Below are 22983 nucleotides of genomic sequence, written 5' to 3' on the forward strand. Positions count from 1 at the left end.
CGCCTCACACTGGACCTAGTTGCCTAAAGCTACTGCCGCGATCTGCTCTAAGTACTTCTGGTCCAAATCATCAAAATTGTCTAAATTAGTCGAGTCAAAGTCGTACACGCCCCAAAGGCTGCCATCCCGGTTAAAAACCGGCACGACGATTTCTGAATTGGAGGCACTGTCGCAGGCTATGTGGCCTGGGAAGTCATGGACATTGGCCACGATCTGCGTCTTCTTTTCCAGGGCGGCTTTCCCGCAGACCCCCTTACCCAGCTGGATGTGCACGCAGGCCGGCATCCCCTGGAAGGGTCCCAGGATCAATTCCCCCTTTTCAAAGCGGTAGACCCCAGCAAAATTAACGTTTTTCATCCCCGCCTTCAAAAGGGCCGAAACATTGCCGGTATTGGCGATCCAGTCGCTCTCCCCGGCCGTCAAGGCCTTGGCCTGCTCAAGCAATAACTCGTACTCTGCCTGACTTGCTGCTGCCATGATTTCCTCCTTCACGTCTGCCAATAAATAGGTAAAAAGGCAAAAATTGCTATGCTTGCAAGCATAACATTTCCCGATCTTTTCGACAAGCCAGGCGCCCTGCAGATCTATTATAAGGCAAAAAGAAAAGGCCCGCTAAATTAGCGAGTCTTTGATGAAGCGGAAGACGTGATTCGAACCCGCGACCCCCACCATGGCAAGGTGATGTTCTACCACTGAACTACTTCCGCGATACATTTATTAGTTTACCAAAAAATTTCTCTTTTGCAAGTCTTTTTTGCCCATAAATGAGAAAAAAGCGCCGCTATAAAGTAACGCTTTGATCACACATTGGCTAATCGGGAATGCAGGATTTGAACCTGTGACCTCTACGTCCCGAACGTAGCGCTCTACCAAACTGAGCTAATTCCCGAAGAAGCGGAAGACGGGATTCGAACCCGCGACCCCCACCATGGCAAGGTGATGTTCTACCACTGAACTACTTCCGCAATACATCTATTAGGATAATCTAAAAGCCGGGTCTTGGCAAGGGCTTTTTTATAAAAAATAGTATTTTTCTCGGGGGCAAGTTCGATTAAACTAAGAGTAAGAAAACGTTTGTCTAAATGAAAGGAAGAGAAAAAATGAAAAAGAAAAGACTCCTGGCGGCCTGCCTGGCCTTGGCCCTCCTGCCTCTCCTGTACTCCTGCTCCATGATCAGCGACTACACCCTGGACCTCAAGTCCAAGCTGGTCGGCATCCCCTTTACCGTCTCCACCTATGACTACGACGGGCAGAAGATCGACCAGATCAAGGGTAAGTCAGTCCACATTGAGACCTACAAGCCGATGAGCAAGAAAAATTCCAGCGGCGACGAGCAGTCCAAAGTCATCGACGTGGAATTCGGCGGCCAGCAGATGATTCATGTCGGCTCCAGCTTGATCGCCAACGAAGGCCTGCGCAATTACGAAGATACTTTTTCCAAAAAGGTCACCATTACCGACAAGCAGCGGTCCATTCCGGTTCTGTCAATAATGTACAACAATTTCAGAAACGACTGGCTCTCCAAGGGCAAGGTCATCATGATCCGGTCCCAAGCCGGCAAGCCGATCGCCGTTTATGCCGGTAACAAGGTCCGGGTCAGTACCACTGACATGCCATCAACCACCCAGATCAATGTCGACGGCCACCGGCTCTTTATCTACCGCTGCGACTACTCCATCTATGACATGGAGACTATCAAGAAGATGTAGACGCAAAAAACGTTTCCTCAAGCAGGAAACGTTTTTTAGCATGCTTTTTAGTATTAAGGAGTATTTTTCAAAAATTACAGCTTGGCCAGGGCCTGGTCCAGGTCGGCCAAAAGGTCGTCGATATTTTCCACCCCAACGGAAATTCTGATCAAGTCCGGAGTAATCCCGACGCTGTCCAGTTCTTCGTCGTTCAGCTGGGCATGGGTGGTTGAAGCTGGCTGGATGATCAAGGACTTGGCGTCAGCCACATTGGCCAAAAGAGAGAAGAGCTTCAAGTTGTCAATCAGCTGCTTGCCGGCTTCTTCCCCGCCCTTCAGGCCAAAGGTGAAGATTGAGCCGACCCCCTTCGGGAAGTCCCGTTCAGCCAGGGCATGGTCCGGGCTGTCGGCCAGGCCCGAGTAGCGGACCCAGGCAACCTTTGGATGCTTGCTAAGGTATTCAGCTACTCTTTGCGCGTTGTAGACGTGGCGTTCAACCCGCAAGGACAAGCTTTCCAAGCCCTGCAAAAGAAGGAAGGCGTTGAAAGGACTGAGGCTGGCCCCGGTGTCGCGCAGAACTGTTGCCCGGATTTTGGTCGTGAAGGCCCCAGTCCCCAGCTTGGCCCAAGTCACGTCCTTGTAGGACGGGTCAGGGTTAGTGAAAGTCGGGTAGCGGCCGGACTTTTCATAGTCAAACTTGCCGCTTTCCACGACTACCCCGCCCATAGTCGTCCCGTGGCCGCCGAAGAACTTGGTCGCTGAGTGGACAACCACGTCAGCCCCATGCTCAAATGGCCGGTAGAGGTAAGGGGTAGCAAAGGTGTTGTCGATAATGACCAAAACCCCGTGCTTATGGGCCACTGCTGCTACCGCGTCAATGTCGATCAAGTTGGCATTCGGGTTGCCGATGGTTTCAGCGTAAACCACCTTGGTATGGTCGTTGATTTCTTTTTCAAAATTGGCCGGGTCGCTTGGGTCAACGAAGTGGGTCTTGATGCCCAATGGCGGCAAGGTCTGGGCAAACAGGTCGTAGGTCCCGCCGTAAATGGTGGAAGCAGCTACGATTTCGTCGCCCGCCCCGGCTACGTTCAAGATAGCCGCGGTGATCGCTGCCGCCCCAGTTGCCAAAGATACACCGCCAGTGCCGCCTTCCAGGGCAGCCACCCGGCTTTCAAAAACAGCCGTGGTTGGGTTGGTCAAACGGCTGTAGATGTTGCCGGCGTCGGTCAAGGCAAAGCGGCCAGCTGCCTGGTCAGCGTCGTCAAAGACATAGGACGTGGTCTGGTAGATCGGCACTGCCCGGGCGCCAGTTTCGTCGATTGGCTGGCCGGCGTGGACCTGCAAAGTTTCAAATAACAAACCTTCGTTGCTGATAGCTTCTTTACTCATGTTTTTTACCTCGCTTGTGTTGTTGCTGTGTAATATTTATTTTTTAGTTGTTAGTTGTTGGAAATGATTAGATTGCTGAAATATTGCTGTTACAAACACAAGTGACACATGCAACTGGCCCCAATCGCTGCTCCCCGCCAGAGGATCAGCCAGCGTTTCGTCTGTTGATACCGTTTCCTGCACATGAACCTTACCTCGTAAAAAAAGCCGCCCAACTAACCAGTAGTTCAGGCGGCCTTTACTATCTTCAATATAGTAACGATCTTAGGATGGTGAACCACAGGTATTCGCTTCTACGCTAAAAGGCATGCTGGACATCAGCATGTTCATTGGCATGACTTGCATTTGACAATTCTTAGCTGCGAATTCCATCTTGGTTCTCCCTTCTTCATCAGTTCTTAATTTAGTTTTAAGTATACTAGCCTTAGGGAAAATGTCAATCCGTTTTTTAGAAAAAAGGGCAAACAAAAACCAGGGAATCATGGCAGTGATTTCCTGGTTGATCGTCCTATTCACCAAATCAAGCCGCTGAAAGCACTTTCCCAGCTAAACTTAACCTGTATTTAAAGTATACGAGCTTTTTGTCCAAAGTCAATCTCTTTTCCGGAAAAAATCAGGACCGGGCCAGCAAAACATTGCCCCCGCCCTGCTTTTTCACCTCGTACATCAATTGGTCGGCCTTTTGGTAGAGCTGATCGACATTAGGCAAGTTGTTTAGGTAGTGGATGACCCCGCAGGAAAAACGCAGCTGGCTGAGCCGCTGGCCGTAATTGTCGTTGATTTGCTTTAAGTAGTCTATGTCAACCAGGCCGATGAAGAGGTCAGTGCACTCCGGCTGCTCGATTGCTTTTTGTAAAAGGTCCATGAAGGTCGACCGGAGCATCACCCCGCTCAAGTGGTCAAAATTAGCCTGGACCCGGAGCTCGCGCTGGTTCTCCTTGTACTTGTTAAAAAGCAGGAAAGAGGCGATCCGCTCTCTTTGCACGATATGAAAAAACTAGGCAGCCGGGAAAGACATAAACTGGTGGGGCAGCATGGTCAAAGCGGCAAAGACCAGGTTCAAGACTAAAGCCAGAGTCCAGGCCCAGGTCTCTTCCCTTTTCAGCAAATAGTTGATTGCCAATAAAGCCAGGGCACTTCCAGCTGCCAGGCCTTCTCCCTGCCAAAACAAAAGCAAAGCTGCCGCCAGCAGGCCGCCATTCAAAACGGCTAATGCCCGCTTCCCCGGCCGCCAGAGAAGGTAGGCGCTAAGCCCCTCTAAGAGGCAGAGGACGGCAAAAATCCCCGCCTTTAAGGGCTGGCCGGCCAAATAAGCCGGCAAGCCGCTGCTGGCAGCCAAAAAGGCCCCGGCCAAGGCGGAGATAGTGGTTAAGATCGACAATAAGTATTTGTAGATTGGCAAAAATTCACCTTTTCTAATAGCAGCTCGCAATTTAATTGCCTATATTCTAGCAAAAAAGCTCTAATATTCATATCTTGAAAACGATTCGTTTTATTTTTTCAAACAAAAAACTCTCCAGGTAAAGCTGGAGAGTTAAATTTAGCGATCTGGACTACTTGTCCAGGTTAATGTTCTTTTCGTCGTCGACGATCTTATCCGGCCGCATGGTTGGGAAGAGGAGGACGTCGCGGATTGAAGCCGCGTTGGTCAAAAGCATGACCAGACGGTCGATCCCGATGCCCAGACCACCCGTAGGTGGCATACCGTATTCCATGGCCCGCAGGTAGTCTTCGTCGATGATGTCGGCTTCGTCGTTACCGGCGTCACGTTCAGCCATTTGGGCTTCGAACCGTTCCCGCTGGTCAAGCGGGTCGTTCAGTTCTGAGAAGGCGTTGCCGTATTCATTGCCCATGATGAAGATTTCGAAACGGTCAGTGAAGCGCGGGTCATCCGCGTTCTTCTTGGCCAGCGGTGAAACTTCAACTGGGTGGCCGTAAACGAAGGTTGGGTCAACGATGGTCTTTTCACCAAATTCTTCAAAGAAGGCGTTGATGATGTGGCCAACTTGCCAGTAAGGTTCAACTTCAACATGGTGTTCAGCGGCAACCTTCCGGGCTTCTTCCAGAGTCATTGGCTGCCAGAAGTCAACGCCAGTCAGTTCCTTGATCAGGTCAACCATGTGCACCCGGCGGAATGGCTTGCCCAAGTCCAGGTCAGTGCCCTGGTAGTTGATCTTGCCGTCTTCCGAAACAACCTTGGCCGCTGCCCGGATGATGCCTTCAGCTTCATCCATGACATCGTGGAAGTCGTAGTAAGCAGCGTAGGTTTCCAGTTCAGTAAACTCAGGGTTGTGCTTGAGGTCCATCCCTTCATTTCTGAAGACCCGGCCGATTTCGTAAACCCGTTCCATGTCACCGACGATCAGACGCTTCAGCGGCAATTCCAGAGCAATCCGCATGTAGAGGTTGATGTCCAAAGCGTTGTGGTGGGTGATGAACGGACGTGCTTCAGCCCCGCCTGGGATGTTGTGCAAAACTGGCGTTTCAACTTCCAGGAAGTCCTGCCCGTTCAAGTAGTCACGGATGGCCTGGATGATCTTGGTCCGGTTAACGAAGCGCTGGTAGCTTTCGTGGTTGGTGATCAAGTCCAGGTAGCGTTGGCGATAAATGGATTCAACGTCCTTAAGACCGTGGTACTTGTCAGGCAGTGGCCGCAAAGCCTTGGACAGGAAGGTCACGTGCTGGGCCCGGACAGACAATTCGCCTGAGTCAGTCTTGAAGACTTCGCCTTCAACGCCCAGGAAGTCACCAAGGTCGGCCTTCTTGAAAATCTGGTAGTTTTCTTCACCGACCATGTCCTTGCGGACGTAGATCTGGATCTTGCCGCTACGGTCATAGAGGTCCGCAAAGCCGACCTTGCCCTTGCCCCGCTTGGCCAGCATCCGGCCAGCGATCTTGGTCTTCGGCATATTTGCGTTCAGTTCGTCCTTGTCAAGGCCCAAGTACTTTTCGTCCAGGTCGCGGGCCAGGGCTTCCCGGCCATATTTGCGGCCGAAGGGTTCAATCCCCATCTCCTTAAGTTCTTCAAGCTTTTGCCGACGAACAAGCAATTGGTCGTTAATTTCGTTCTTTGCCAACGTGTTTTTCCTCCATTTACATAGATTGGGTATCAGCGACGCGGTCTTGCTTCTGCCGCGCCCTTTTTTCGTAAATTTCGACGAATTCGTCAAGCAGGTCAAAAACCTCCTGACGCGTCCAGACTTCATTTATTTTAGCACGAGTCCGGGCTGAACGGGGAATTCCCTTCAAATAATATGCTGCCTGCTGGCGAAATTCCGGCACGGCCCGCTTTTCCCCATGCAGCTGGACCAGGCCGTCGAGCTGGTGCTTGGCGGTTTCCACCTTTTCCCGGACGGACTGCTTCGGCAGTTCTTCGCCCGTTGCCAGGTAGTGGGTCATTTCCTTTAAGATCCAAGGATTGCCCAAGGCGGCCCGGCCAACCATGACAGCCGTGCAGCCGATCTCGTCCAGGGCCTTCTTGGCCAGCTGTGGGGTCGTGATGTCCCCGTTGGCCACGAAAGGAATGTCCATGACCTGGGCTACTTCATGCAGGGTTTCCCAGTCAGCTTCGCCTTGGTACATCTGCTTTCTGGTCCGGCCGTGCATGGCCAGCATGGAAGCACCGGCTTCCTGGGCGGCCAGGGCATTTTCCACGGCAAAAATGTGCTTGCGGTCCCAGCCGATCCGCATCTTGACGGACACCGGCTTTTCCACGTTCTGGACAACCTTGTGGACCATCTGGTAGATCTTGTTTGAGTCCAAGAGCCACTTGGAACCCGCGTCAGTCTTGGTTACCTTCGGCACCGGGCAGCCCATGTTGATGTCGATGATGTCGGCATCGGTGTGCTGGTCGATGTACTGGGCCGCCTGCAAAAGGCTGTCTTCCGTCCCCCCGAAGATCTGGATGCTCATCGGGTGCTCGCCCGGGTCGACGTCCAGCATACTCAAGGTTTTCTCGTTGCCGTAGATGATCCCGTGGTCGGAAATCATTTCGCAGACAACCATGCCGGCGCCGAATTCCTTGCAGACTTTTCTAAAAGCCATGTTGGAAACGCCAGCCATCGGCGCTACCATCACCCGGTTGGGGATTTCGATTTCACGTATCTTCCAAGTAGTGTCCATTGCCACCTTTTTCCTTTCAATAACTACAACTCTATATCATAACAAGAATAGGCCTGAAGGACAAATCAAAAGCCCGCTAAAAGAGCATCCCCCGTTAAAAGAGGATGCTCTTCTTATCTTTACCAGTATTTTTCCAGAGGCCGCTTGTCTTGCCCCTCCTTGCTCTGGCGGGCATGCTCAGCCGCGATCGTCACCAAGACCTCGGCCAGCTTGTCCATCTGCTCGACAGTCACGTATTCGTAGCGGCCGTGGTAGTTGCCCCCGCCATTGAAGAGGTTGGGGGTCGGAATTCCCTTTTTGGTGATGAAGTTACCGTCGGTTCCCCCTCTAAAGGTCTGCACATTTGGCGCCAGGCCTGCTTTTTCATAGCTGTCTAAGGCCAGGTTGACCACATAAGGCCGGTCCTTGACCCCGTTGTAGATATTCTCGTACTGTCGGCGCAGGTCCAGCTGGAAGCGGTCTGGCCCGTATTTCTCCCCTAAGGAAGCGACGAGCTTTTTGACCAAATCTTCTTTAGCCAAAAATTCATCCCAGTCAAAGTCGCGGATGATCAAGCCGACATGGGCTGAATCGACACTGCTCTGGGCGTCCGTAACCATAATAAAGCCCTCGTGGCCCCGGGACTTTTCCGGCACCTGGTCTTGGGGCAAGGCCGCCAAAAATTCCGTCATGATCGTCGTGGCGTTGACCAGCAGCCCGTAAGCTTCACCCGGGTGGACCACGGTTCCCTTGATCGTCAAATCAGCGGCTGAGGCATTGAAGGTCTCGTATTCAAAGTCGCCTGGCCGGCCATTGTCCAAGGTATAGGCAAATTCCACTCCCGGAAAATCAGCCGGGTCAAAGCGCTGCCCGCCCAGGCCAATTTCTTCATCCGGGCCAAAAGCCACATAGATGTCGCCATGTTCAACTTCCGGGTGCTCATGGAGATACTTGAGAGCTGCCAGTAGGCCAGCCACCCCGGCCTTGTCGTCAGTCCCCAGAACCGTTTTCCCGTCGCTGGTGATCAGGGTCTGCCCCTTTAAGGTCAGCAGGTCAGGAAATTCTTCCGGGTCCAGGAAAATGCCGTTCGCTTCATCCAGGGCCAGCTTTTGCCCCTGGTAGTCCCGGTGGACTTGGGGGCGGATGGGGAAGCGGTCGTCAAATTCAACCGTGTCCACATGGGCGAAAAAGCCGATTGGGGCAACGCCTGCCGTATTAGCGGCCAGGTGGCCGATCGCGAAGGCAGTTTTTTCATTGTAATAAGACTCAAGGCCATAGTCTTTGACCTGGTCAGCCAGTTCCTTCATCATCTTGACCTGATTAGGCGTGGTCGGAACCTGGTCTTTATTGGCGTATTTGGACTGGGTGTCTTCCTTGGCGTAGTGGATGAAGTTTTTTTCTAAAAAATCAAAGTCGGAAAAAGCCATGCCTGCCTCCTATTTCTTGATATAAACAAGCTTGAAGTCGTAAGGGATGCCCAGCGGGTTGTAGGACACGTTCTTGACGTGGCTTTGCACCAGCTGCGGCTTGGCCGTCTGGATCAGCGGGATAGTCCCCTGTTCATTCATCAACAGCTTTTCAGCTGCCACCAGCCGCTTCCAACGCTGAACCGGCTTGTTGCCGTAGACGTTTTCGGCTTCATTGAGCAGCTGGTCGTACTTGCTGCTGGCAAAGCCGCCGGTGTTGTAGCTGGAGTCCTTTTCAAAAACATCTAGAAAGTTGATCGGGTCACCTAAGATAGCCTGCCAGTTCTTGATGGTCAGCTGGTAGTTACCAGCGCTTTGCCGGGAGATCAAGGTCGTGTATGGCAGGGTCGTCACGGTGATCTTCACCCCTGGCAGTTCGCCCAGCTTACTTTGCAGGAATTCGCCCACCTGCTTGGCGGAGTCAGTATCGCTGACCGTCAGGTTGAGGTTAAGGGACTTGATGCCCAGTTCCTTGTAGCCCTTGGCCAGGTACTTCTTGGCTTCCTTCAGGTTGTAGCTGACTGCTTCCTTGACATAGGCTTCCTTGTAAAAAGCTTCCCCGGTCGTCGGGTTGTTCCCCATGCCGGATGGAACGAAGCCCTTGGCCGCCACTGACCCGTCACTCAAGACCTTGGCCAGGCTCTCTCTGTCGATAGCCAAGGACAGGGCCCGGCGGATGTTGAAGTTGTTAAAGGCCTTGACCTTCTTGCGGTTTAATTCCAGGCGCTGGATAGCGGAAGCCGGCCGGTCGTAGAAGGTGGACTTGCCCTTGTTGGCCTTGACTTGTTCCCCGGTCAGGTAAGTTTCATCCAGCTTGCCAGCCTGGTAAAGGTTGTAGGCAGTTGAAGAAGTTTCGCTGATGGTTTCGTTGACCTTGTCCAGCTTCACGTTCTTCTTGTCCCAGTAGTTTTGGTTTTTAACCAGGGTAAATTGCTTGTTGGACCCGGTCCACTTGGTCAGCTTGAAAGGACCGGAGGAAATGGTGTACTTGGCCGCCGTCCCGTACTTGCTGCCGACTTTTTCAATAAACTGCTGGTTTTCCGGGAAGAAAAGCGGGAAGGCCAGCAGGAGCTTAAAGTAAGAAACCGGCCGGACCAGCTTGATCTGCAGCTTGTTTTTGCTCAAGGCCTTGACGCCCAGGCTGCTGACAGGCTTCTTGCCGGCATTGATGGCTTCGGCGTTTACGATCTGGTAGAAGTAGAAGGCCATGGAAGACTTGGTCTTCGGGTTCAAGCTTCTTCGGTAGGAGTAGACAAAGTCATTGGCCGTGATCGCCTGGCCGTTGGACCACTTGGCGTCTCGCAAGACAAAAGTATATGTCTTGCCCCCGTCAGTAACCTTGGCGCTCTTGGCCAGGGCCAGCTGGGGCTTTTGCTTTTTGTCCAGGCGGTAGAGCCCTTCCTGGGTGTTCAAAAGAGCTTGGAAGGAAGTGGAGTCAGTCGTCAGTGACGGGTCCTGGGTTGAGATCTGGGCACTTTCGGTCCAATTAAGGACTTGCTTGGTTTGGGACTGGGAACTCTTTTGCTGGCCGCAGGCGGCTAAAACGAGGGCTGAGGCGGTCAAAAGACCGGCAGCGGTAATTTTCTTCAAGGTCATGATTTCCTCCGTTTTTTACTAGAAACAACAACTATTAACAAACACATCGCAGCTTAAAAAGAAAAACGCCCCTGAGATCAACTCTCAGGGACGCTAGTAGCGTGTTACCACCCATCATTCAAAGCAAAAAAGCTTCCTCAACAGATGCTCTGCCAGAAAAAAAGACGCCTCTTGGCCCAGAGGCCAAGGGACGTCTTCGCGCGTTACCACCCTTTATTCAGCCCCGCCTCACGGCCAGGGCCCTTAAAGTCTTCCAGTCAGAAGATCTGAACGCGCTAACGGGCGTTAAGCGGGTCCGGCTTATCAGCGACTCGCCGGGACCATGCCAACACAAGACCATCTTCGCCAGCTTCCGCCTCCTGTTTCTCAGCACCAACAGTTCTCTGTAGAGGCTTCCCCTAACTACTCATCTTCTTAAGCTTTGCTTAATTTAACTATAATTAGAGCATAAAGTTATTTTTACTTTTCGTCAAGGGAGAAAAAGTTATTTTTCTAGCTTTCTGTCCAAAATGGCTTGCAGTTCTGCTTCCGTAAAATTGTACTTGTTCCCGCAGAAGTTGCAGACCAGTTCAGCTCCGTGGTCTTCGTCGATCATTTCCTTGAGCTGGCTGCCTTTCAAAGTCTCCAGCATGCCGGCGTACTTTTCCTTGGAGCAGTCGCAGTGGTAGGAGACCTCGTCCTTTTCCAGGATCTTGCAGTCATCGCCCAGGATCTTCTTGGCCAAGTCTTCCGGCGTCATCCCGTCCAAAAAGGCGGATGAGAGCTGCGGCAGGGCCTTGATCCGGTCTTCAGTTTCCTGCAGCAGTTCTTCGCTGGCCCCTGGCAGGGCCTGGAGCAAAAAGCCACCCGCGGCCCCGATGGTGTCGTTCGGGTTGACGAAAACTGACAGGCCAACAGCTGACGGGATCTGTTCTGACTTGGCCAGGTAGTAGGTCAAGTCTTCAGCGATTTCCCCGGACACGATCGGCACTTCACCGGTGTAAGGCTGCTTTAAGCCCAGGTCCTTGGTTACCTGCAACCAGCCCTTGCCGACAGCCTTCTTAACGTCGATGTGACCGTCTTCTCTGGCCGGCAAGGCCACGTGGTTATTTTGGACATAGCCCTTAACAGTCAAATCTGACTTGGCCGTAACCACGGCTGCCCCAACCGGGCCATCGCCCAAGAGGCGCAAAGTCAGTTCCTGGTCACCCTTTAATTCTGCCCCGGCCAAGAGAAGCGTGCCCAAAAGGCTCCGACCCAATACAGCTGAAGAAGCTGACCAGGTGTCGTGCCGCTTTTGCGCTTCAGCGACCAGGTCCTTGCCGTTAATGGTCAAAAGGCGCAGGTCCTTGCTGGCATTGATTGCTTTGATTAAGTAGTCGTTCATGACTTTCCTCCATAAAAATAGAGCCGTTGCCGGCTCTATTTCTTCTATTCATCCTTGTCTGAATCGTCTGTTTGTTCAGTCTTCTGACTAGGAGCGTCATTGTCGCCCTTTTCAGGATCCTTTGCCAGGTCGCTTTCGCTTGGCGTCGGCAGAGAATCAGCAGGGTCTTCTTGACTTGCTGAAGCATCTGGCTCAGCGAGCTTGGCGGCGTCGGTTTCCGGCTTGACCGCGTCTTCGCTTGGCGTTGCCAGAGCTTGCTTTTCAGCAGTATCTTCTTCCGCCTTCTCTTCTGCCCGCTTCTGAGCAGCTTCCTTGGCTTCTTCATAGCTCAAGGCCTTGGCTTCAGATGGGAACTCTTCGCTGGACTTTTCAGGCATCTTCCCAGTCTTGTAGAGTGAGTAGATTTGCTTTTCATCCAGAGTTTCGTACTTCAGCAGGGCTTCAGCAATGATCCGGTGTTTTTCCCGGTTGTTTTCAACAATTTCAACCGCCTTGGCGTGGGCTTCGTCCAGGATCTTCTTGACTGCTTCGTCGATCTTGGCCGCGGTTGCTTCACTGTAAGGCTTGAAGCCGTAAGGAGTGCCTTCGCCTTCCTTTTCCAGTTCAACCATGCCCAGTTCATCGGTCATCCCGTAGTTGACCACCATGCTGTGGGCGATCGCCGTGGCTTGTTCAAAGTCGTTTGAAGCCCCAGTTGACTGGTCGCCGACCACGACTTCTTCACCGGCCCGGCCACCCATCAAACCAACGATTTGCTCAAAGAGCTGCTTCTTGGTCAAGATGAACTGGTCGTCCTTCGGCAGCATGATGTTGTAGCCGCCTGCCCGGCCACGAGGTACGATGGTCACCTTGCGGACAGTTCTTGAGTCGCTCAGGACCAGACCACAGATTGAGTGACCGGCTTCGTGGAAGGCCACGCGTTCGCGTTCCTTCTTGGAAATCATCCGGTCCTTCTTGGCTGGACCAGCGATTACCCGGTCTTCAGCTTCATCGATGTCGGCCGCGGTGATCTTGGTCCCGTTCCGGCGGGCTGCGACTAAGGCAGCTTCGTTAAGGACGTTTTCCAGGTCAGCCCCGACAAAGCCAGGGGTCTGACGGGCAACTTCCTTCAAGTCGACGTCGTCAGCCAGCGGCTTGTTCTTGGCGTGAACGCGCAGGATGGCTTCCCGGCCCTTGACGTCCGGACGACCAACCAGGACCTTCCGGTCAAACCGGCCTGGCCGGGTCAAGGCCGGGTCAAGCACGTCAGACCGGTTGGTCGCGGCCATGACGATAACGCCTTCGTCACCTTCGAATCCGTCCATTTCAACCAGCAGCTGGTTCAAGGTTTGTTCACGTTCATCGTTGCCGCCGCCCTGGCCATTGCCACGCTGGCGGCCGATGGCGTCGATTTCGTCGATGAAGATGATGCTTGGCGCGTTCTTCTTGGCGTTGGTGAACAGGTCACGGACACGGCTGGCCCCGACCCCGACGAACATTTCAACGAAGTCTGAACCAGAGATGGAGAAGAAAGGTACGCCCGCTTCACCGGCTACGGCCTTGGCCAGCAAGGTCTTACCAGTACCCGGAGGCCCCTCAAGCAGGACACCGGACGGGATTCTTGCCCCCAGCTTGGTGTATCTTGCCGGGTTCTTCAAGAATTCGACAACTTCCACCAGTTCCTGCTTTTCTTCTTCTTCACCGGCCACGTCGTCAAAGCGGACCTTGTTCTTCTTCGGGTCCTGCGGCTTGACGTTGGAGCGGCCGAAGTTCATGATGCCGCCGCCCTGGCCGCGGCTGCCGCCTTGGTTCATCATCATGACCATCAAGACGATGAAGAGGACAGTTGGCACCAGCATGATGATCGTTGAGATCCAGTTGCTGGATTGTGATTCACCCTGGGTGCTCATCTTGACGTTCTCAGACTGGGCCAGGTCCTGGACCTTCTTGACGCTAGAGTCGTTTCCCAGCATCGTGGTTGAGAAGCCAGTCGCCTTGGAGGAAGTGTTTCCGCCAAAGATATCTGAGCTTGAGGATGACTTGGTTTGACTTGACTTGTAGCTACCGGTTACGGAGTAGACCCCGTTGGACGGCTGCACGTTAAAGTCCCTAATTTCGCCATTGCGCAGCTTCTTCACGAATTCCGAGTAACTGATGGTTTCAGTTGCACCGGAATTGCTGCTGCCGCCAAGGGCCCAATTGATTCCCCAGAGGAGAAGCAAAAATACGACTATGTAGAATAGACCATTGCTAAATAGTCGATTCCGATTGTTTTTCATAAATGACCTCCGTCAGATCGAAGAATTACTCCCCAAATTTTAACATAAAAGCCGGCAACTATCGAAGTTTTTATCTGCCTTTCTTGCATGTTTTCACTTGGTACAAATACAGCGGCCTTTTTCCTTCTTTAACTGCCTGCTGGTAGCAGCCTGCAACATAAACTGCTTCTTGGCCAGCAAAAAGGCTGAGGCAATTGCCCCGCAAGGCCAGCGGAATTCCAGCCGCCGCAAAAAGCTTCTTGCTCTTAGTCCGGCGGCCATCTTTTAAAAGCAGGCGCTGGCCGTTTGGCAAGCTCCCGGCAGATAATTTCCCGGGAAATGATATTTCCGCCAGGGGACTTTCCTCTCGCTTTTCCTCACTTAACAGATAACAATTTCCTCTGAAAAAGAAGGGCTGGCCGGCCACAACTTCTTCCAGGGGGCTGGGAGCCGGCTGCTTGACCGGATAAAGCCAGTAGTAGCCCTGGTAAAAGCTGAGATGGAGCCCCCCTTTTTCCTGGCTTTGCCGGTTGGCTAACAGAATCCGGTCCAGCTGGACTCTTTTATTGTACTTTTTTTGGATAAAATTCTCCAGGTAGGCCTTGACCAGCTCGCTTTCCGCCTGCCCGGCCGCTTTAGGAATCCGCCAGCCGCCAAAGAAGGGCTCCGGCTCCGGCAACTTGCCAGCTGCCTGGGCAAAGTAGTCTTCTTCCGCCGTCATTTCCTGGCTGAAGCGCCAGGCATTTTCCAAGAGGTCCGGACTCTCCCTTTTCAAAAGCGGGACGACCTCCTGGCGCAGACGGTTGCGGGCCGTGATGCCTGTAAAGTTGGTCTCGTCTTCGACATATTCCAGCCCCTGCTTTTTCGCGTAAGCCAAAAGGTCCGCCTTGCCAACCGCCAGAAGCGGCCGGACCAGCTTGACCTGCCCCCACTGGCTGACAGGTTTGAGGCTGTTCATTTCCCGGGGAATACCTGACCGGACCAGCTTGAGCAGGATATTTTCCAGCAAGTCGTCCCCGTGGTGGGCTGTCAGCAGGTAGTCTGCCTTGACCTGCCGGGCCACTTCAAACAAGAAGTTATAGCGGTAGTCCCTGGCCGCTGCTTCCAGGCCGCTTTCCGGATGAAGGGACTTGGGCCAGACGCTTTCATACAGGGGAAGCTGGTACTTATGGCAGTAGGCCCGCAGCAACTGGCTCTCTTTTTGGCTGTCAGCCCGCAGCTGGTGGTCTAAGTGGGCCGCGTAGAGCTGAAAGCCGCCTGGCAAGCGCCGCATTAAATCCAAAAGCGCCATGGAATCCGGACCGCCGCTGGCCGCGACCAGGAAATTTCCTTCCAAAGGCAGGCCTTCTTCGGCAAAAAAGGCCAATAGTCTTTTTTCAATGTCCATGCTTTACTCCCTCGTCCATACAAAAAACGGCCCCTCGGGCCGTTTTTATTTCAAGGCAGCTTCCAGCTGCTCTATTTCTGCTCGCGCCTCCTGGTCAACCTGGTTGAGGACCCGGGCAAAGTCGCCGGCCCGCAACTGGCTGAACTGGTTGGTCGGGTCGATCAGATCCGGATCGTTGACCCGGCGGATGGACAAGTCCAGCCGGCCCTTGCGCAGGTTCTGGACCACTACTCTGGCCTGGTCGCCTGCCTGCCAGTGCTGCCGCTCTCTTGGCCAGTCGCTGCCAAAGTCATTGCGGTGAACAAGGCCGCTCTTATGCTTGGGCAGGGTCACGAAGATGCCCAGGTCTGTCACGTTGTTGATTACTCCGTCAAGGCGCTGGCCAACTTTGTAATTCATCAGTTATCGCCCTTCTCCTTGATGTTGTAGACCCGCTCACCGTCTTTAGTGTACTTGTACTTGTAGCGGATCACCTTAGCCACGTAGTCGCTGTCCTTCATATCGTCGCGCTCGTTGGTCAGCTTTTCCTTATTCTTCTTGATCTTGGTCAAGGTTGCCTGGTTCTGGCTGACCTGCTTCTGGATCTTGGCCGTCCGGGCCTTGGTCATGGCCAGCTGGAAGCCCAAGACGGCAAAGACCAGCAAGATCAAGGCCAGCAGCCGGTTGCGCCGGACCCGGTGGACTTCCCTGAATTTGATCTGCCGCTTCTTCAGGCGGCGAACATCCTGGTCCGGCCGCAGCGGCGTTACATTTTGCTGATTTCCTCTGTTGTTCCCCATCACTGTCTACCCTATCCTAAAATCATATAACAGATTCAGTATATCAGCTTTGGTGAAAAAAGTCATTAGTCGACTAATTCGTATAAGTCCCCGGCTTCCGCCTTTTTGGTCGTTTCACGCAAGTCCAGGACCCTGGCCTTAATTACCCTGGTTCCGTAAGCGACGGCGATTACATCGCCGACAACCACGTTGTAGCTGGACTTGACGGTCTTGCCGTTCACGCTTACCCGGCCCTGGTCAGCCATTTCCTTGGCCACCGTTCTGCGCTTGACCAGGCGGGAAATTTTCAAAAATTTGTCGATTCTCATGCTTGTCTCCTGTCTGTTAATTTTTGCTTTTTAACTTTTCCTACTTTAACTTTTTGCTCTTAAAAAATTACCGCTGGATGATCTCCGCCGCGTCCTTGGTAAAAGTGCCCAGTTCCGTGAACATGGCCCGCCGGGTCAGCTTGTCTGGCAAAAGCAGGGTAACCACCAGGCGCTTTTGGGCGCCAAGTGCGATCCGGGCCTTCCAGGAAACATGTTCCAGGGCCTTGAAGATGTTTGGCCCTTCCATTTCCCGGCTGCCGGAATCACTGAAAATGACCCGGATCTGGGCCTTTTCCTTGACCAGAGTCAAGATCTGGGCCAAGTCGCAGCTGGCCTTCAGGCTGGCCACGTTGAGCAGGTTCTCAACAGCTGCCGGATAGTCACCAAAGCGGTCCAGGAGCTCATCTTCGATGTCTTCCCGGTCCTGCAGGCTGCCGATCCCCTTGATCTTCTTGTAAAATTCGATCTTCTGCTCCTGGTCGGCGATGTAGTCTTCTGGAATATAAGCTTCCAGGCCCAGGTCGACCTCGGCATTGCTCTTTTTGACCGGCTTCTTCCCCTGCCGCTCCTTGATGGCGTCAGCCAGCATCTGGGAGTAGAGGTCGTAGCCGACGCTGTCGATAAAGCCGTGCTGCTGGGCCCCCAGCATGTTGCCGGCCCCGCGGATGGACAAGTCCCGCATGGCGATCTTGAAGCCTGCCCCCAGCTCGGTAAAGTCCCGGATGGCGTCCAGCCGCTTTTCCCCCACTTCCGTCAGAACCTTGTTTGGCTGGTAGAGGAAGTAGGCATAGGCCAGGCGGACTGACCTGCCGATCCGGCCCCGCAATTGGTAGAGCTGGCTGAGGCCGTAGTGGTCGGCATCTTCAATGATCATGGTGTTGACATTAGGCATGTCGATCCCGGTTTCAATGATGGTCGTGGTGACCAAAATGTCGAATTCCCGGTCCAAAAAGCGGCTCAAGATGTCTTCCAATTGGTTTTCACTCATCTGCCCATGGGCATAGGCGATCCGGGCCTCTGGCAAAAGCTGCTCCAAGCGGGCAACCGTTTCTTCGATGTCCCCGACCCGGTTGTGCAGGTAAAAGACCTGGCCGCCCCGCTGCATTTCCCTTTGGCAGGCCTCCTTGACCGTGCCTGGCAACTGTTCCAGGACATAAGTCTGGATTGGATACCGGTTTTGCGGCGGCGTTTCCATGACTGACAGGTCTCTGATCCCGATCATGGACATGTGCAGAGTCCGCGGGATCGGAGTGGCCGTTAGGGTCAAAACATCAATATTGGTCTTCAGCTGCTTGAGCTTTTCCTTGTGGGCCACCCCAAAGCGCTGCTCTTCATCGATAATGAGCAGGCCCAGGTCCTTGAACTGGACATCCTTGGACAAAATCCGGTGGGTGCCGACTACCAAGTCAATACTGCCGTCTTTCAGGCCGGCCACGATCTTCTTGCTTTCGGCCTGGCCCTGGAAACGGGAGAAGCCGGCAATTTCCACCGGGAAGCCCTTAAAGCGGTCCTTGATGGTCTGGTAGTGCTGCTGGGCCAGGATGGTCGTGGGCACCAAGAAGGCGACCTGCTTGCCGTCACAGATGGCCTTAAAGGCTGCCCGCATGGCTACTTCGGTTTTCCCGAAGCCAACATCCCCGACCAAAAGCCGGTCCATCGGCTTGGCCTTTTCCATGTCAGCCTTGATTTCCGCAGTAGCCCGCAATTGGTCAGGGGTTGGCTCATAAGGAAAGGCAGCTTCAAAGGCCGCCTGGTCTGATCCATCCGGGGAAAAGGCAAAGCCCTTCTCCGCCTCTCTTTTTGCATACAGGTCGATCAAGTCGTCAGCGATGGCCTCAACTCTGGCCGCAACCCGCTTCTTGGTCTTGGCCCACTCGCTGCCGCCTAGCTTGTTGACGTGGGGCTGCTTGCCTTCTGAAGCCACGTACTTTTGCACCAGGCTCAATTGGTCAGCCGGGACAAACAGCTGGTCACCCTTTTGGTAGGTGATGGTGATGTAGTCCCGCTTTTTCCCGTCGGTTTCCAAGGTCTGGATGCCTTCAAAGCGACCGATACCATGGTTGACGTGGACCACATAGTCGCCAGGCTTGAGCTCTGTATAGCTGCGCAGGCGCTGGGCATTTTCCAGGGTCTTGATCCGCTTCTTCGACCGCTTGTTTTGGTTAAAAAGCTCCCTTTCCGTCAGATAGACCAGGTCGCTGTCCGGCAGGACAAAGCCGCTGGCATAGCCGCCGATAACCAGCTGGGTCCGGCCTTCTTTTAAGCCGTCTGCTTCTGCCAAAGGCAGGTAGATGTCATAGTCATGGCAGCTCCGGTTGAATTCCTCCGCCTGCCGGCGGCTGGACACCTGCAAGACCACCGTCTGCCCCTTTTTGGCATAAGAGTCCAGCTCAGTTTTCAAAAGCTCCATCTGGCTGAAAAACTGCTGCGGCTCCCGGCTGTCCCAGGCCAAATGCTGGCCAAAACGGAGCCGGCCCATGGAGTGGGCAATCAGACTGACATAGAGGCGGTGGTGGCAATCTGCCTTTAGCACCGCGTCAAAATCCAGGCGCAGCTTCTGCCGGCTGGTCATCATCTTGCTGGCGATCTGGCTGGCCAGGTAGTCATCGTTGATAGCGCCCATATTCTTGACGCTTTCGGCGATCAGCTGCCAGTCGTTAAACAAAAGCAATCCTTTAGCCGGCAAGTAGTCCAGCAAACTGAAAGACTCAGGTAACAGGTAGTCCAGGTAGCGGTCGTAGTCATCCGGCAATTGTCCGTTAACTAAGGCCTCTTGGGCGATTTCCAGGCCGGCGGCTGCTTCCTTTGGCAGGTCGCCGGCCAGTTCCCGGCCCGCCCGGTCCAAGTCTTCTGCCGTAAAGACGTGGTCACTGGCCGCTGGTACGGTCGCTTCCGGCAATTCCTCCAGGCTGCGCTGGCTGGTCAGGTCAAAAGTCTTGATCGTGTCGATTTCGTCGCCGAAAAATTCCAGGCGCAGGGGGCTTTCTCGGTCCAAAGGATAAAGGTCGACGATGTCCCCCCGCATAGCGAACTCGCCCGGCTTAACGACCAGGTTTTCCCGGTGGTAGCCAGCCTGGTTCAGCCACTGGGCCAGGTCGGGCAGGGCAATTTCATCCCCAACTGCAAAATGCTTCTGTCCCTGTTCAAACAGGGCCGGGGCACTTAACGGATACTGCAGGCCCTGCGGGGTCGCGATCACGACACCAGGCCGGCCGCTTAAGAGCAGGTTCAAGCACTGAATCCGGCTGCTGAGTTCATCCGGTGAACTGACCGCCGTTTGCGTGGCCAGGTTACCGTCCAGGGCAAAAAGCCCCAGGTCATCATCGGCCAAAAGCCGGCTCAAGTCGTTGTAGCGCTCCTGAGCCTTGTATTCATTCTCTTCGATCAAGAGCAGGGGCTGGCCCACCTGGGCTAAATAAGCCTGGATGAGGACAGCAAAAGCGCCCCGTTCGACTCCTGTAAGCAGAGAGTTCTTGATCCGGGACGTTTTAGCGATAAAAGCAGTCACTGCTTGATCTTTTTTCAAAAAATCAATTACTTGCATGTTCGTGTGCTTGTCTTTAATTGTAACGGTTCATTAAGTACTGGGCGTCTTTGCCAGCGATAAAGTCGTCAATGATCTGGTCAACCTTGGCAAAGCTGGCTTCCAGCTCCTTTTGCTGGTCGGGATTAAAAGGAGTCAGGACCCAGGAAACCACGCTCTGCTTGTCCGGGTGCCGGATGCCAATCTTCAGGCGGTTGAATTTCTCAGTCCCCAGGCAGGCAATGATGCTCTTGATCCCGTTGTGGCCGCCCGACTTGCCGCCGGCCCGGATCCGCAGCTTGGCGATTGGCATGTCCATGTCGTCGTGGATAACCAGGATGTCGCTGGGGTCGATCTTGAAGAACTTGGCCGCCGCGCCCACGGCTCTGCCGGATTCGTTCATATAGGTCTGCGGCTCCATGAAGATCACGTCCTCGCCCGCCACTTTCTCCTTGGCGTAGAGGGCCGTGAACTTGTCGCGGTCCAGGCGCAGGCCCTTTTCATCTAAATAGTGGTCCAGGGCCATGAAGCCAGTATTATGCTTGGTTTTTTCATATTTAAGGCCAGGATTGCCCAAAGCAACGATTAATTTCATCAAAAGTCTCCTCACTTGCTGTATCTTAATAATTTTAGCACAACTGGCAAAAATCTTACGCTTTCCTGTCTTTTAACCTGTCTTTAATTTCTGCTTTCTGCATGCTATAATGTGAAAGTATGAGATAAGAAAACATTTACATGTAAATCCAGATAACGGAGGTTATCCTATGTTAATCAAATCACTGGTCATCAAGAAAGACTACCTGACGACTGTCAACGAACATGCTACCCTGGAAGAAGCCTTGAAGGTACTGGAAAGCTCCGGCTACCGCTGCGTGCCGATCCTGGATGACAGCGGCAAGATCTTCCGCGGCAACATCTACAAGATGCACATTTACCGCCACAAGTCCCAAGGCGGGGACATGAGCCTGCCGGTAACCTACCTCTTGAAGAACGCCACCAAGACCATCAAGATCAACGCGCCATTCTTCCAAGTCTTCTTTACCATCAAGGACTTGCCTTACATTGCTGTTTTGGACACTGACAACACCTTCTACGGCATCTTGACCCACGCCCGCCTGCTGGACATGCTGTCCTCAGCCTGGAACGTCAAGACCGGGGCTTACGTCTTGACTGTCTTATCAACCAACGACAGCGGCAACTTGACCAAGATGACCAAGATCATCGCCAAGTTTGTCAACCTGGCCGGGGCCATGACTCTGGACGCGCCAGCCAGCGAATTTGACGGCAAGTACGTCCGCCGGACCCTCTTCACCCTGCCGCAAGGGACCACGGAAACTGAACTGAAGGCCATCTGCAAGAAGCTCAAGGCCAAGGGCTTCCCAGTCGTTGCCGTTGAAGACCTGGCTGCCGGCATGAACATCATGAGCGAAGAAAAGCCAGGCGTCTTCTTGAACGAAGAATAAGCAAAAGCATATTAAAAAACCTCCGAAGCAAAATTCGGAGGTTTTTTCCTTATCTTATTCGTTATCGTAAATCCGGTCCAGACGGTCGTTAAACTGGCAGGCCACTTCATAGTGGATGGTATCCAGCCAGTCAGCTGCTCGGCGCAGGCTGTTTGGCGCTGCCGGATCAGCTGAGATCAGTTCAACTGGCGTGCCAGCCGGCACTTCCTTGGGCAAAAGAACCATGAACTGGTCCATGCAGACCCGGCCGACGATCGGGCAGTAAGTGTCCCCGACCTTGACCTTGAAGCCCTGGAACTTCCGGATCCAGCCGTCAGCGTAGCCAACCGGCACGGTCCCGATCCATTCGTCTTCTTCTGCGATGTGGGTTGACCCGTAGCCGACCCCGTAGCCCTTGTGGATCTGCTTGACATAGGTCAGTTCACTGACAAAAGACATGGCCGGCTTAAGGGCAAAAGCAGGCTCTAAGTCCTGGCTGCCTGGGGCTGATGAGGGGTTGAGCCCGTAGAGGCCAATCCCGAAGCGGACAATGTCGCTGGCTACGTCCTTGCCAAAGAGGCTGGCCGCGGTATTGTCCACGTGGATCCACTTTGGCTTGACCGTCAGCAGGCTTTCCATGTGCTTGAAGCGCTTGACCTGGTAGTCAAAGTAGCTGGCATCAGCAGAGTCAGCGGAAGCAAAGTGGGTGAACATCCCTTCCACGAAGAAGGCATCATTGCCTTGCAGATATTCGTTGACTGCCTTGAAGTCTTCGTCTTCGCTAAAGCCGATCCGGCCCATGCCGGAGTCGATGGCCAGGTGGATCTTCAGCTGCAGGCCTTCCTTGCGGAGGACCTTTTCCGCTTTCTTGAGCCAGTCCAGGCTGGACACCGGCAAAGAAATGTCGTTGGCGGCAGCCAGGGCGGCTTCTTCAGCCGGTTGCAGGCCCAAGACCAGGATTGGCTTGACGATCTGAACCCGGCGCAGTTCCAGCCCTTCATCCAGCATGGCCACGCAGAAGCCGTCTGCTCCGGCTTCTTCCATCACCGGCGCCAGGCGCGCTGCCCCATGCCCGTAGGCATTAGCCTTAACCACGCAAAAGAGCTTCTGGCCCGGCTTCAAGTGGGCCTTGGCCTGCCGGGTGTTTTCCTTGATAGCAGCCAGGTTGATATGCAGGGCTGCTGGTCGATTAACTGCTGTGATCATTTTTCCTCCCAGATAACAGGTGCGATAGTTTGCCGATCGCGCGGCGCCAGCCGGCCGGCTCTTCAAGCACGACCACGGCGACGATCTCGTGATCATCATGCGCGATGCTGGAAAAAATCCGCCCCGTAAAAATCCGCGACGTCGTTACGGGCGCGCCGGACTCGGTCCTCAAGGTTTCCACGTCTTCAAAGGAAACTGCCTGGCCAATCCCGGTTCCCCAGGCCTTGGAGAAGGCCTCCTTGATGGCGAAGCGGCCGCCCAGGTACTCAATCTTCCGCTTATGAGTCAAGTCCTGGTACTGGGCAAATTCCCGGTCGGTCAGAACCTTTCGGGCAAAGCCGTCCCCCCGGTCAACGACCTTGGCGATCCGGTCCACCTCAATCTGGTCCACACCGATATTTTTGATCATCTTTCCACCTCACGCTGTTTAAATAATAGCACAAAGAGAAAAAGGCCGGGACAAAAGCCCAATGTCATTAAGTTAAGGGATTGACAT

At 53.8% G+C, this 22983-nt stretch carries 20 protein-coding genes and 3 tRNA genes; 2 read left to right on the forward strand and 21 right to left on the reverse strand.

Annotated features, from left to right (window positions below; all coding sequences use genetic code 11):
• Positions 1–15 precede the first annotated feature (15 nt).
• The 4 genes from HMPREF3168_RS07730 to HMPREF3168_RS07745 all read right to left on the reverse strand — a co-directional run bounded on the left by HMPREF3168_RS07730 (position 16) and on the right by HMPREF3168_RS07745 (position 965).
• Positions 16–477 carry a GAF domain-containing protein gene (locus HMPREF3168_RS07730; RefSeq protein WP_002878237.1) on the reverse strand — a complete coding sequence of 154 codons (462 nt, stop codon included), beginning with the start codon at positions 475–477 and terminating at the stop codon, positions 16–18.
• A 158-nt stretch (positions 478–635) separates the two neighbouring features.
• A tRNA-Gly gene (locus HMPREF3168_RS07735) sits at positions 636–707 on the reverse strand.
• Positions 708–815: 108 nt separating this feature from the next.
• A tRNA-Pro gene (locus HMPREF3168_RS07740) sits at positions 816–889 on the reverse strand.
• A gap of 4 nt (positions 890–893) precedes the next feature.
• Positions 894–965 (reverse strand) — tRNA-Gly (locus HMPREF3168_RS07745).
• Positions 966–1082: 117 nt separating this feature from the next.
• Between HMPREF3168_RS07745 and HMPREF3168_RS07750 the strand changes: the two genes are divergently transcribed.
• Complete coding sequence (locus HMPREF3168_RS07750) at positions 1083–1709, forward strand: DUF5052 family protein (protein ID WP_003612846.1); 627 nt, start codon at positions 1083–1085, stop codon at positions 1707–1709.
• Positions 1710–1783: 74 nt separating this feature from the next.
• Here the strand turns inward: HMPREF3168_RS07750 and HMPREF3168_RS07755 are convergent, their stop codons facing one another.
• The 15 genes from HMPREF3168_RS07755 to pth all read right to left on the reverse strand — a co-directional run bounded on the left by HMPREF3168_RS07755 (position 1784) and on the right by pth (position 20434).
• Entirely contained in the window at positions 1784–3076 is a 1293-nt protein-coding gene (locus HMPREF3168_RS07755) for an O-acetylhomoserine aminocarboxypropyltransferase/cysteine synthase family protein (RefSeq protein ID WP_070489466.1), read from the reverse strand.
• A gap of 613 nt (positions 3077–3689) precedes the next feature.
• Positions 3690–4061, reverse strand: a complete 372-nt coding sequence (locus HMPREF3168_RS07765; protein WP_231521307.1) for a GGDEF domain-containing protein — start codon at positions 4059–4061, stop codon at positions 3690–3692.
• A 12-nt stretch (positions 4062–4073) separates the two neighbouring features.
• Entirely contained in the window at positions 4074–4478 is a 405-nt protein-coding gene (locus HMPREF3168_RS07770; RefSeq protein ID WP_002878666.1) for a hypothetical protein, read from the reverse strand.
• A gap of 151 nt (positions 4479–4629) precedes the next feature.
• Positions 4630–6153: a lysine--tRNA ligase gene (gene lysS, locus HMPREF3168_RS07775; RefSeq protein ID WP_070489471.1), complete on the reverse strand. Its 1524-nt coding sequence runs from the start codon at positions 6151–6153 to the stop codon at positions 4630–4632.
• A gap of 16 nt (positions 6154–6169) precedes the next feature.
• Positions 6170–7198: a tRNA dihydrouridine synthase DusB gene (gene dusB, locus HMPREF3168_RS07780; protein ID WP_003612850.1), complete on the reverse strand. Its 1029-nt coding sequence runs from the start codon at positions 7196–7198 to the stop codon at positions 6170–6172.
• A gap of 119 nt (positions 7199–7317) precedes the next feature.
• Positions 7318–8604 carry a peptidase T gene (gene pepT, locus HMPREF3168_RS07785; protein WP_003612808.1) on the reverse strand — a complete coding sequence of 429 codons (1287 nt, stop codon included), beginning with the start codon at positions 8602–8604 and terminating at the stop codon, positions 7318–7320.
• A 9-nt stretch (positions 8605–8613) separates the two neighbouring features.
• Positions 8614–10239 (reverse strand): peptide ABC transporter substrate-binding protein, encoded by a 1626-nt coding sequence (locus HMPREF3168_RS07790; RefSeq protein WP_070489473.1) that lies wholly within the window; start codon positions 10237–10239, stop codon positions 8614–8616.
• Between the two features lie 484 nt (positions 10240–10723).
• Positions 10724–11605: an Hsp33 family molecular chaperone HslO gene (hslO, locus tag HMPREF3168_RS07795; RefSeq protein ID WP_070489476.1), complete on the reverse strand. Its 882-nt coding sequence runs from the start codon at positions 11603–11605 to the stop codon at positions 10724–10726.
• Between the two features lie 44 nt (positions 11606–11649).
• Positions 11650–13863, reverse strand: coding sequence for an ATP-dependent zinc metalloprotease FtsH (gene ftsH / locus HMPREF3168_RS07800; RefSeq protein WP_070489477.1), 2214 nt, complete (start codon positions 13861–13863; stop codon positions 11650–11652).
• 70 nt (positions 13864–13933) lie between these two features.
• Positions 13934–15229 (reverse strand): tRNA lysidine(34) synthetase TilS, encoded by a 1296-nt coding sequence (gene tilS, locus HMPREF3168_RS07805; RefSeq protein ID WP_003612797.1) that lies wholly within the window; start codon positions 15227–15229, stop codon positions 13934–13936.
• A gap of 45 nt (positions 15230–15274) precedes the next feature.
• Entirely contained in the window at positions 15275–15628 is a 354-nt protein-coding gene (locus HMPREF3168_RS07810; protein WP_003612824.1) for a S1 RNA-binding domain-containing protein, read from the reverse strand.
• The gene (locus HMPREF3168_RS07815; RefSeq protein ID WP_003612818.1) at positions 15628–16008 is read right to left on the reverse strand and encodes an FtsB family cell division protein; all 381 of its coding nucleotides are present in this window, start codon (positions 16006–16008) and stop codon (positions 15628–15630) included. The genes HMPREF3168_RS07810 and HMPREF3168_RS07815 overlap by 1 nt, the downstream gene beginning before the upstream one ends.
• 65 nt (positions 16009–16073) lie before the next feature.
• Entirely contained in the window at positions 16074–16316 is a 243-nt protein-coding gene (locus tag HMPREF3168_RS07820) for an RNA-binding S4 domain-containing protein (protein WP_002878680.1), read from the reverse strand.
• A gap of 67 nt (positions 16317–16383) precedes the next feature.
• Complete coding sequence (gene mfd, locus HMPREF3168_RS07825) at positions 16384–19860, reverse strand: transcription-repair coupling factor (RefSeq protein WP_070489479.1); 3477 nt, start codon at positions 19858–19860, stop codon at positions 16384–16386.
• A 16-nt stretch (positions 19861–19876) separates the two neighbouring features.
• Positions 19877–20434, reverse strand: coding sequence for an aminoacyl-tRNA hydrolase (gene pth / locus HMPREF3168_RS07830; protein ID WP_003612856.1), 558 nt, complete (start codon positions 20432–20434; stop codon positions 19877–19879).
• Between the two features lie 169 nt (positions 20435–20603).
• Here pth and cbpA point away from each other — a divergent pair, with 169 nt between their 5' ends.
• Positions 20604–21302 carry a cyclic di-AMP binding protein CbpA gene (gene cbpA, locus HMPREF3168_RS07835; RefSeq protein WP_003612788.1) on the forward strand — a complete coding sequence of 233 codons (699 nt, stop codon included), beginning with the start codon at positions 20604–20606 and terminating at the stop codon, positions 21300–21302.
• A gap of 54 nt (positions 21303–21356) precedes the next feature.
• On the opposite strand, the gene alr is transcribed toward cbpA, so the two are convergent.
• Both alr and acpS read right to left on the reverse strand, forming a co-directional pair.
• Positions 21357–22487 (reverse strand): alanine racemase, encoded by a 1131-nt coding sequence (gene alr, locus HMPREF3168_RS07840; RefSeq protein WP_070489481.1) that lies wholly within the window; start codon positions 22485–22487, stop codon positions 21357–21359.
• Complete coding sequence (acpS, locus tag HMPREF3168_RS07845) at positions 22471–22896, reverse strand: holo-ACP synthase (RefSeq protein ID WP_070489483.1); 426 nt, start codon at positions 22894–22896, stop codon at positions 22471–22473. The genes alr and acpS overlap by 17 nt, the downstream gene beginning before the upstream one ends.
• Positions 22897–22983: the final 87 nt, after the last annotated feature.

Source organism: Lactobacillus sp. HMSC08B12 (assembly GCF_001808415.1).
Classification (GTDB): Bacteria; Bacillota; Bacilli; order Lactobacillales; family Lactobacillaceae; genus Lactobacillus; species Lactobacillus delbrueckii.

Bases quoted from the DNA above. Each gene is read 5' to 3' on its own strand.
- hslO (WP_070489476.1), bottom strand. From the start codon at position 11,605: ATGAACGACTACTTAATCAAAGCAATCAATGCCAGCAAGGACCTGCGC.
- HMPREF3168_RS07730 (WP_002878237.1), bottom strand. From the start codon at position 477: ATGGCAGCAGCAAGTCAGGCAGAGTACGAGTTATTGCTTGAGCAGGCC.
- pepT (WP_003612808.1), bottom strand. From the start codon at position 8,604: ATGGCTTTTTCCGACTTTGATTTTTTAGAAAAAAACTTCATCCACTAC.
- HMPREF3168_RS07750 (WP_003612846.1), top strand. From the start codon at position 1,083: ATGAAAGGAAGAGAAAAAATGAAAAAGAAAAGACTCCTGGCGGCCTGC.
- HMPREF3168_RS07755 (WP_070489466.1), bottom strand. From the start codon at position 3,076: ATGAGTAAAGAAGCTATCAGCAACGAAGGTTTGTTATTTGAAACTTTG.
- acpS (WP_070489483.1), bottom strand. From the start codon at position 22,896: ATGATCAAAAATATCGGTGTGGACCAGATTGAGGTGGACCGGATCGCC.
- alr (WP_070489481.1), bottom strand. From the start codon at position 22,487: ATGATCACAGCAGTTAATCGACCAGCAGCCCTGCATATCAACCTGGCT.
- HMPREF3168_RS07810 (WP_003612824.1), bottom strand. From the start codon at position 15,628: ATGAATTACAAAGTTGGCCAGCGCCTTGACGGAGTAATCAACAACGTG.
- pth (WP_003612856.1), bottom strand. From the start codon at position 20,434: ATGAAATTAATCGTTGCTTTGGGCAATCCTGGCCTTAAATATGAAAAA.
- ftsH (WP_070489477.1), bottom strand. From the start codon at position 13,863: ATGAAAAACAATCGGAATCGACTATTTAGCAATGGTCTATTCTACATA.
- HMPREF3168_RS07790 (WP_070489473.1), bottom strand. From the start codon at position 10,239: ATGACCTTGAAGAAAATTACCGCTGCCGGTCTTTTGACCGCCTCAGCC.
- HMPREF3168_RS07815 (WP_003612818.1), bottom strand. From the start codon at position 16,008: ATGGGGAACAACAGAGGAAATCAGCAAAATGTAACGCCGCTGCGGCCG.
- HMPREF3168_RS07820 (WP_002878680.1), bottom strand. From the start codon at position 16,316: ATGAGAATCGACAAATTTTTGAAAATTTCCCGCCTGGTCAAGCGCAGA.
- mfd (WP_070489479.1), bottom strand. From the start codon at position 19,860: ATGCAAGTAATTGATTTTTTGAAAAAAGATCAAGCAGTGACTGCTTTT.
- dusB (WP_003612850.1), bottom strand. From the start codon at position 7,198: ATGGACACTACTTGGAAGATACGTGAAATCGAAATCCCCAACCGGGTG.
- tilS (WP_003612797.1), bottom strand. From the start codon at position 15,229: ATGGACATTGAAAAAAGACTATTGGCCTTTTTTGCCGAAGAAGGCCTG.
- cbpA (WP_003612788.1), top strand. From the start codon at position 20,604: ATGTTAATCAAATCACTGGTCATCAAGAAAGACTACCTGACGACTGTC.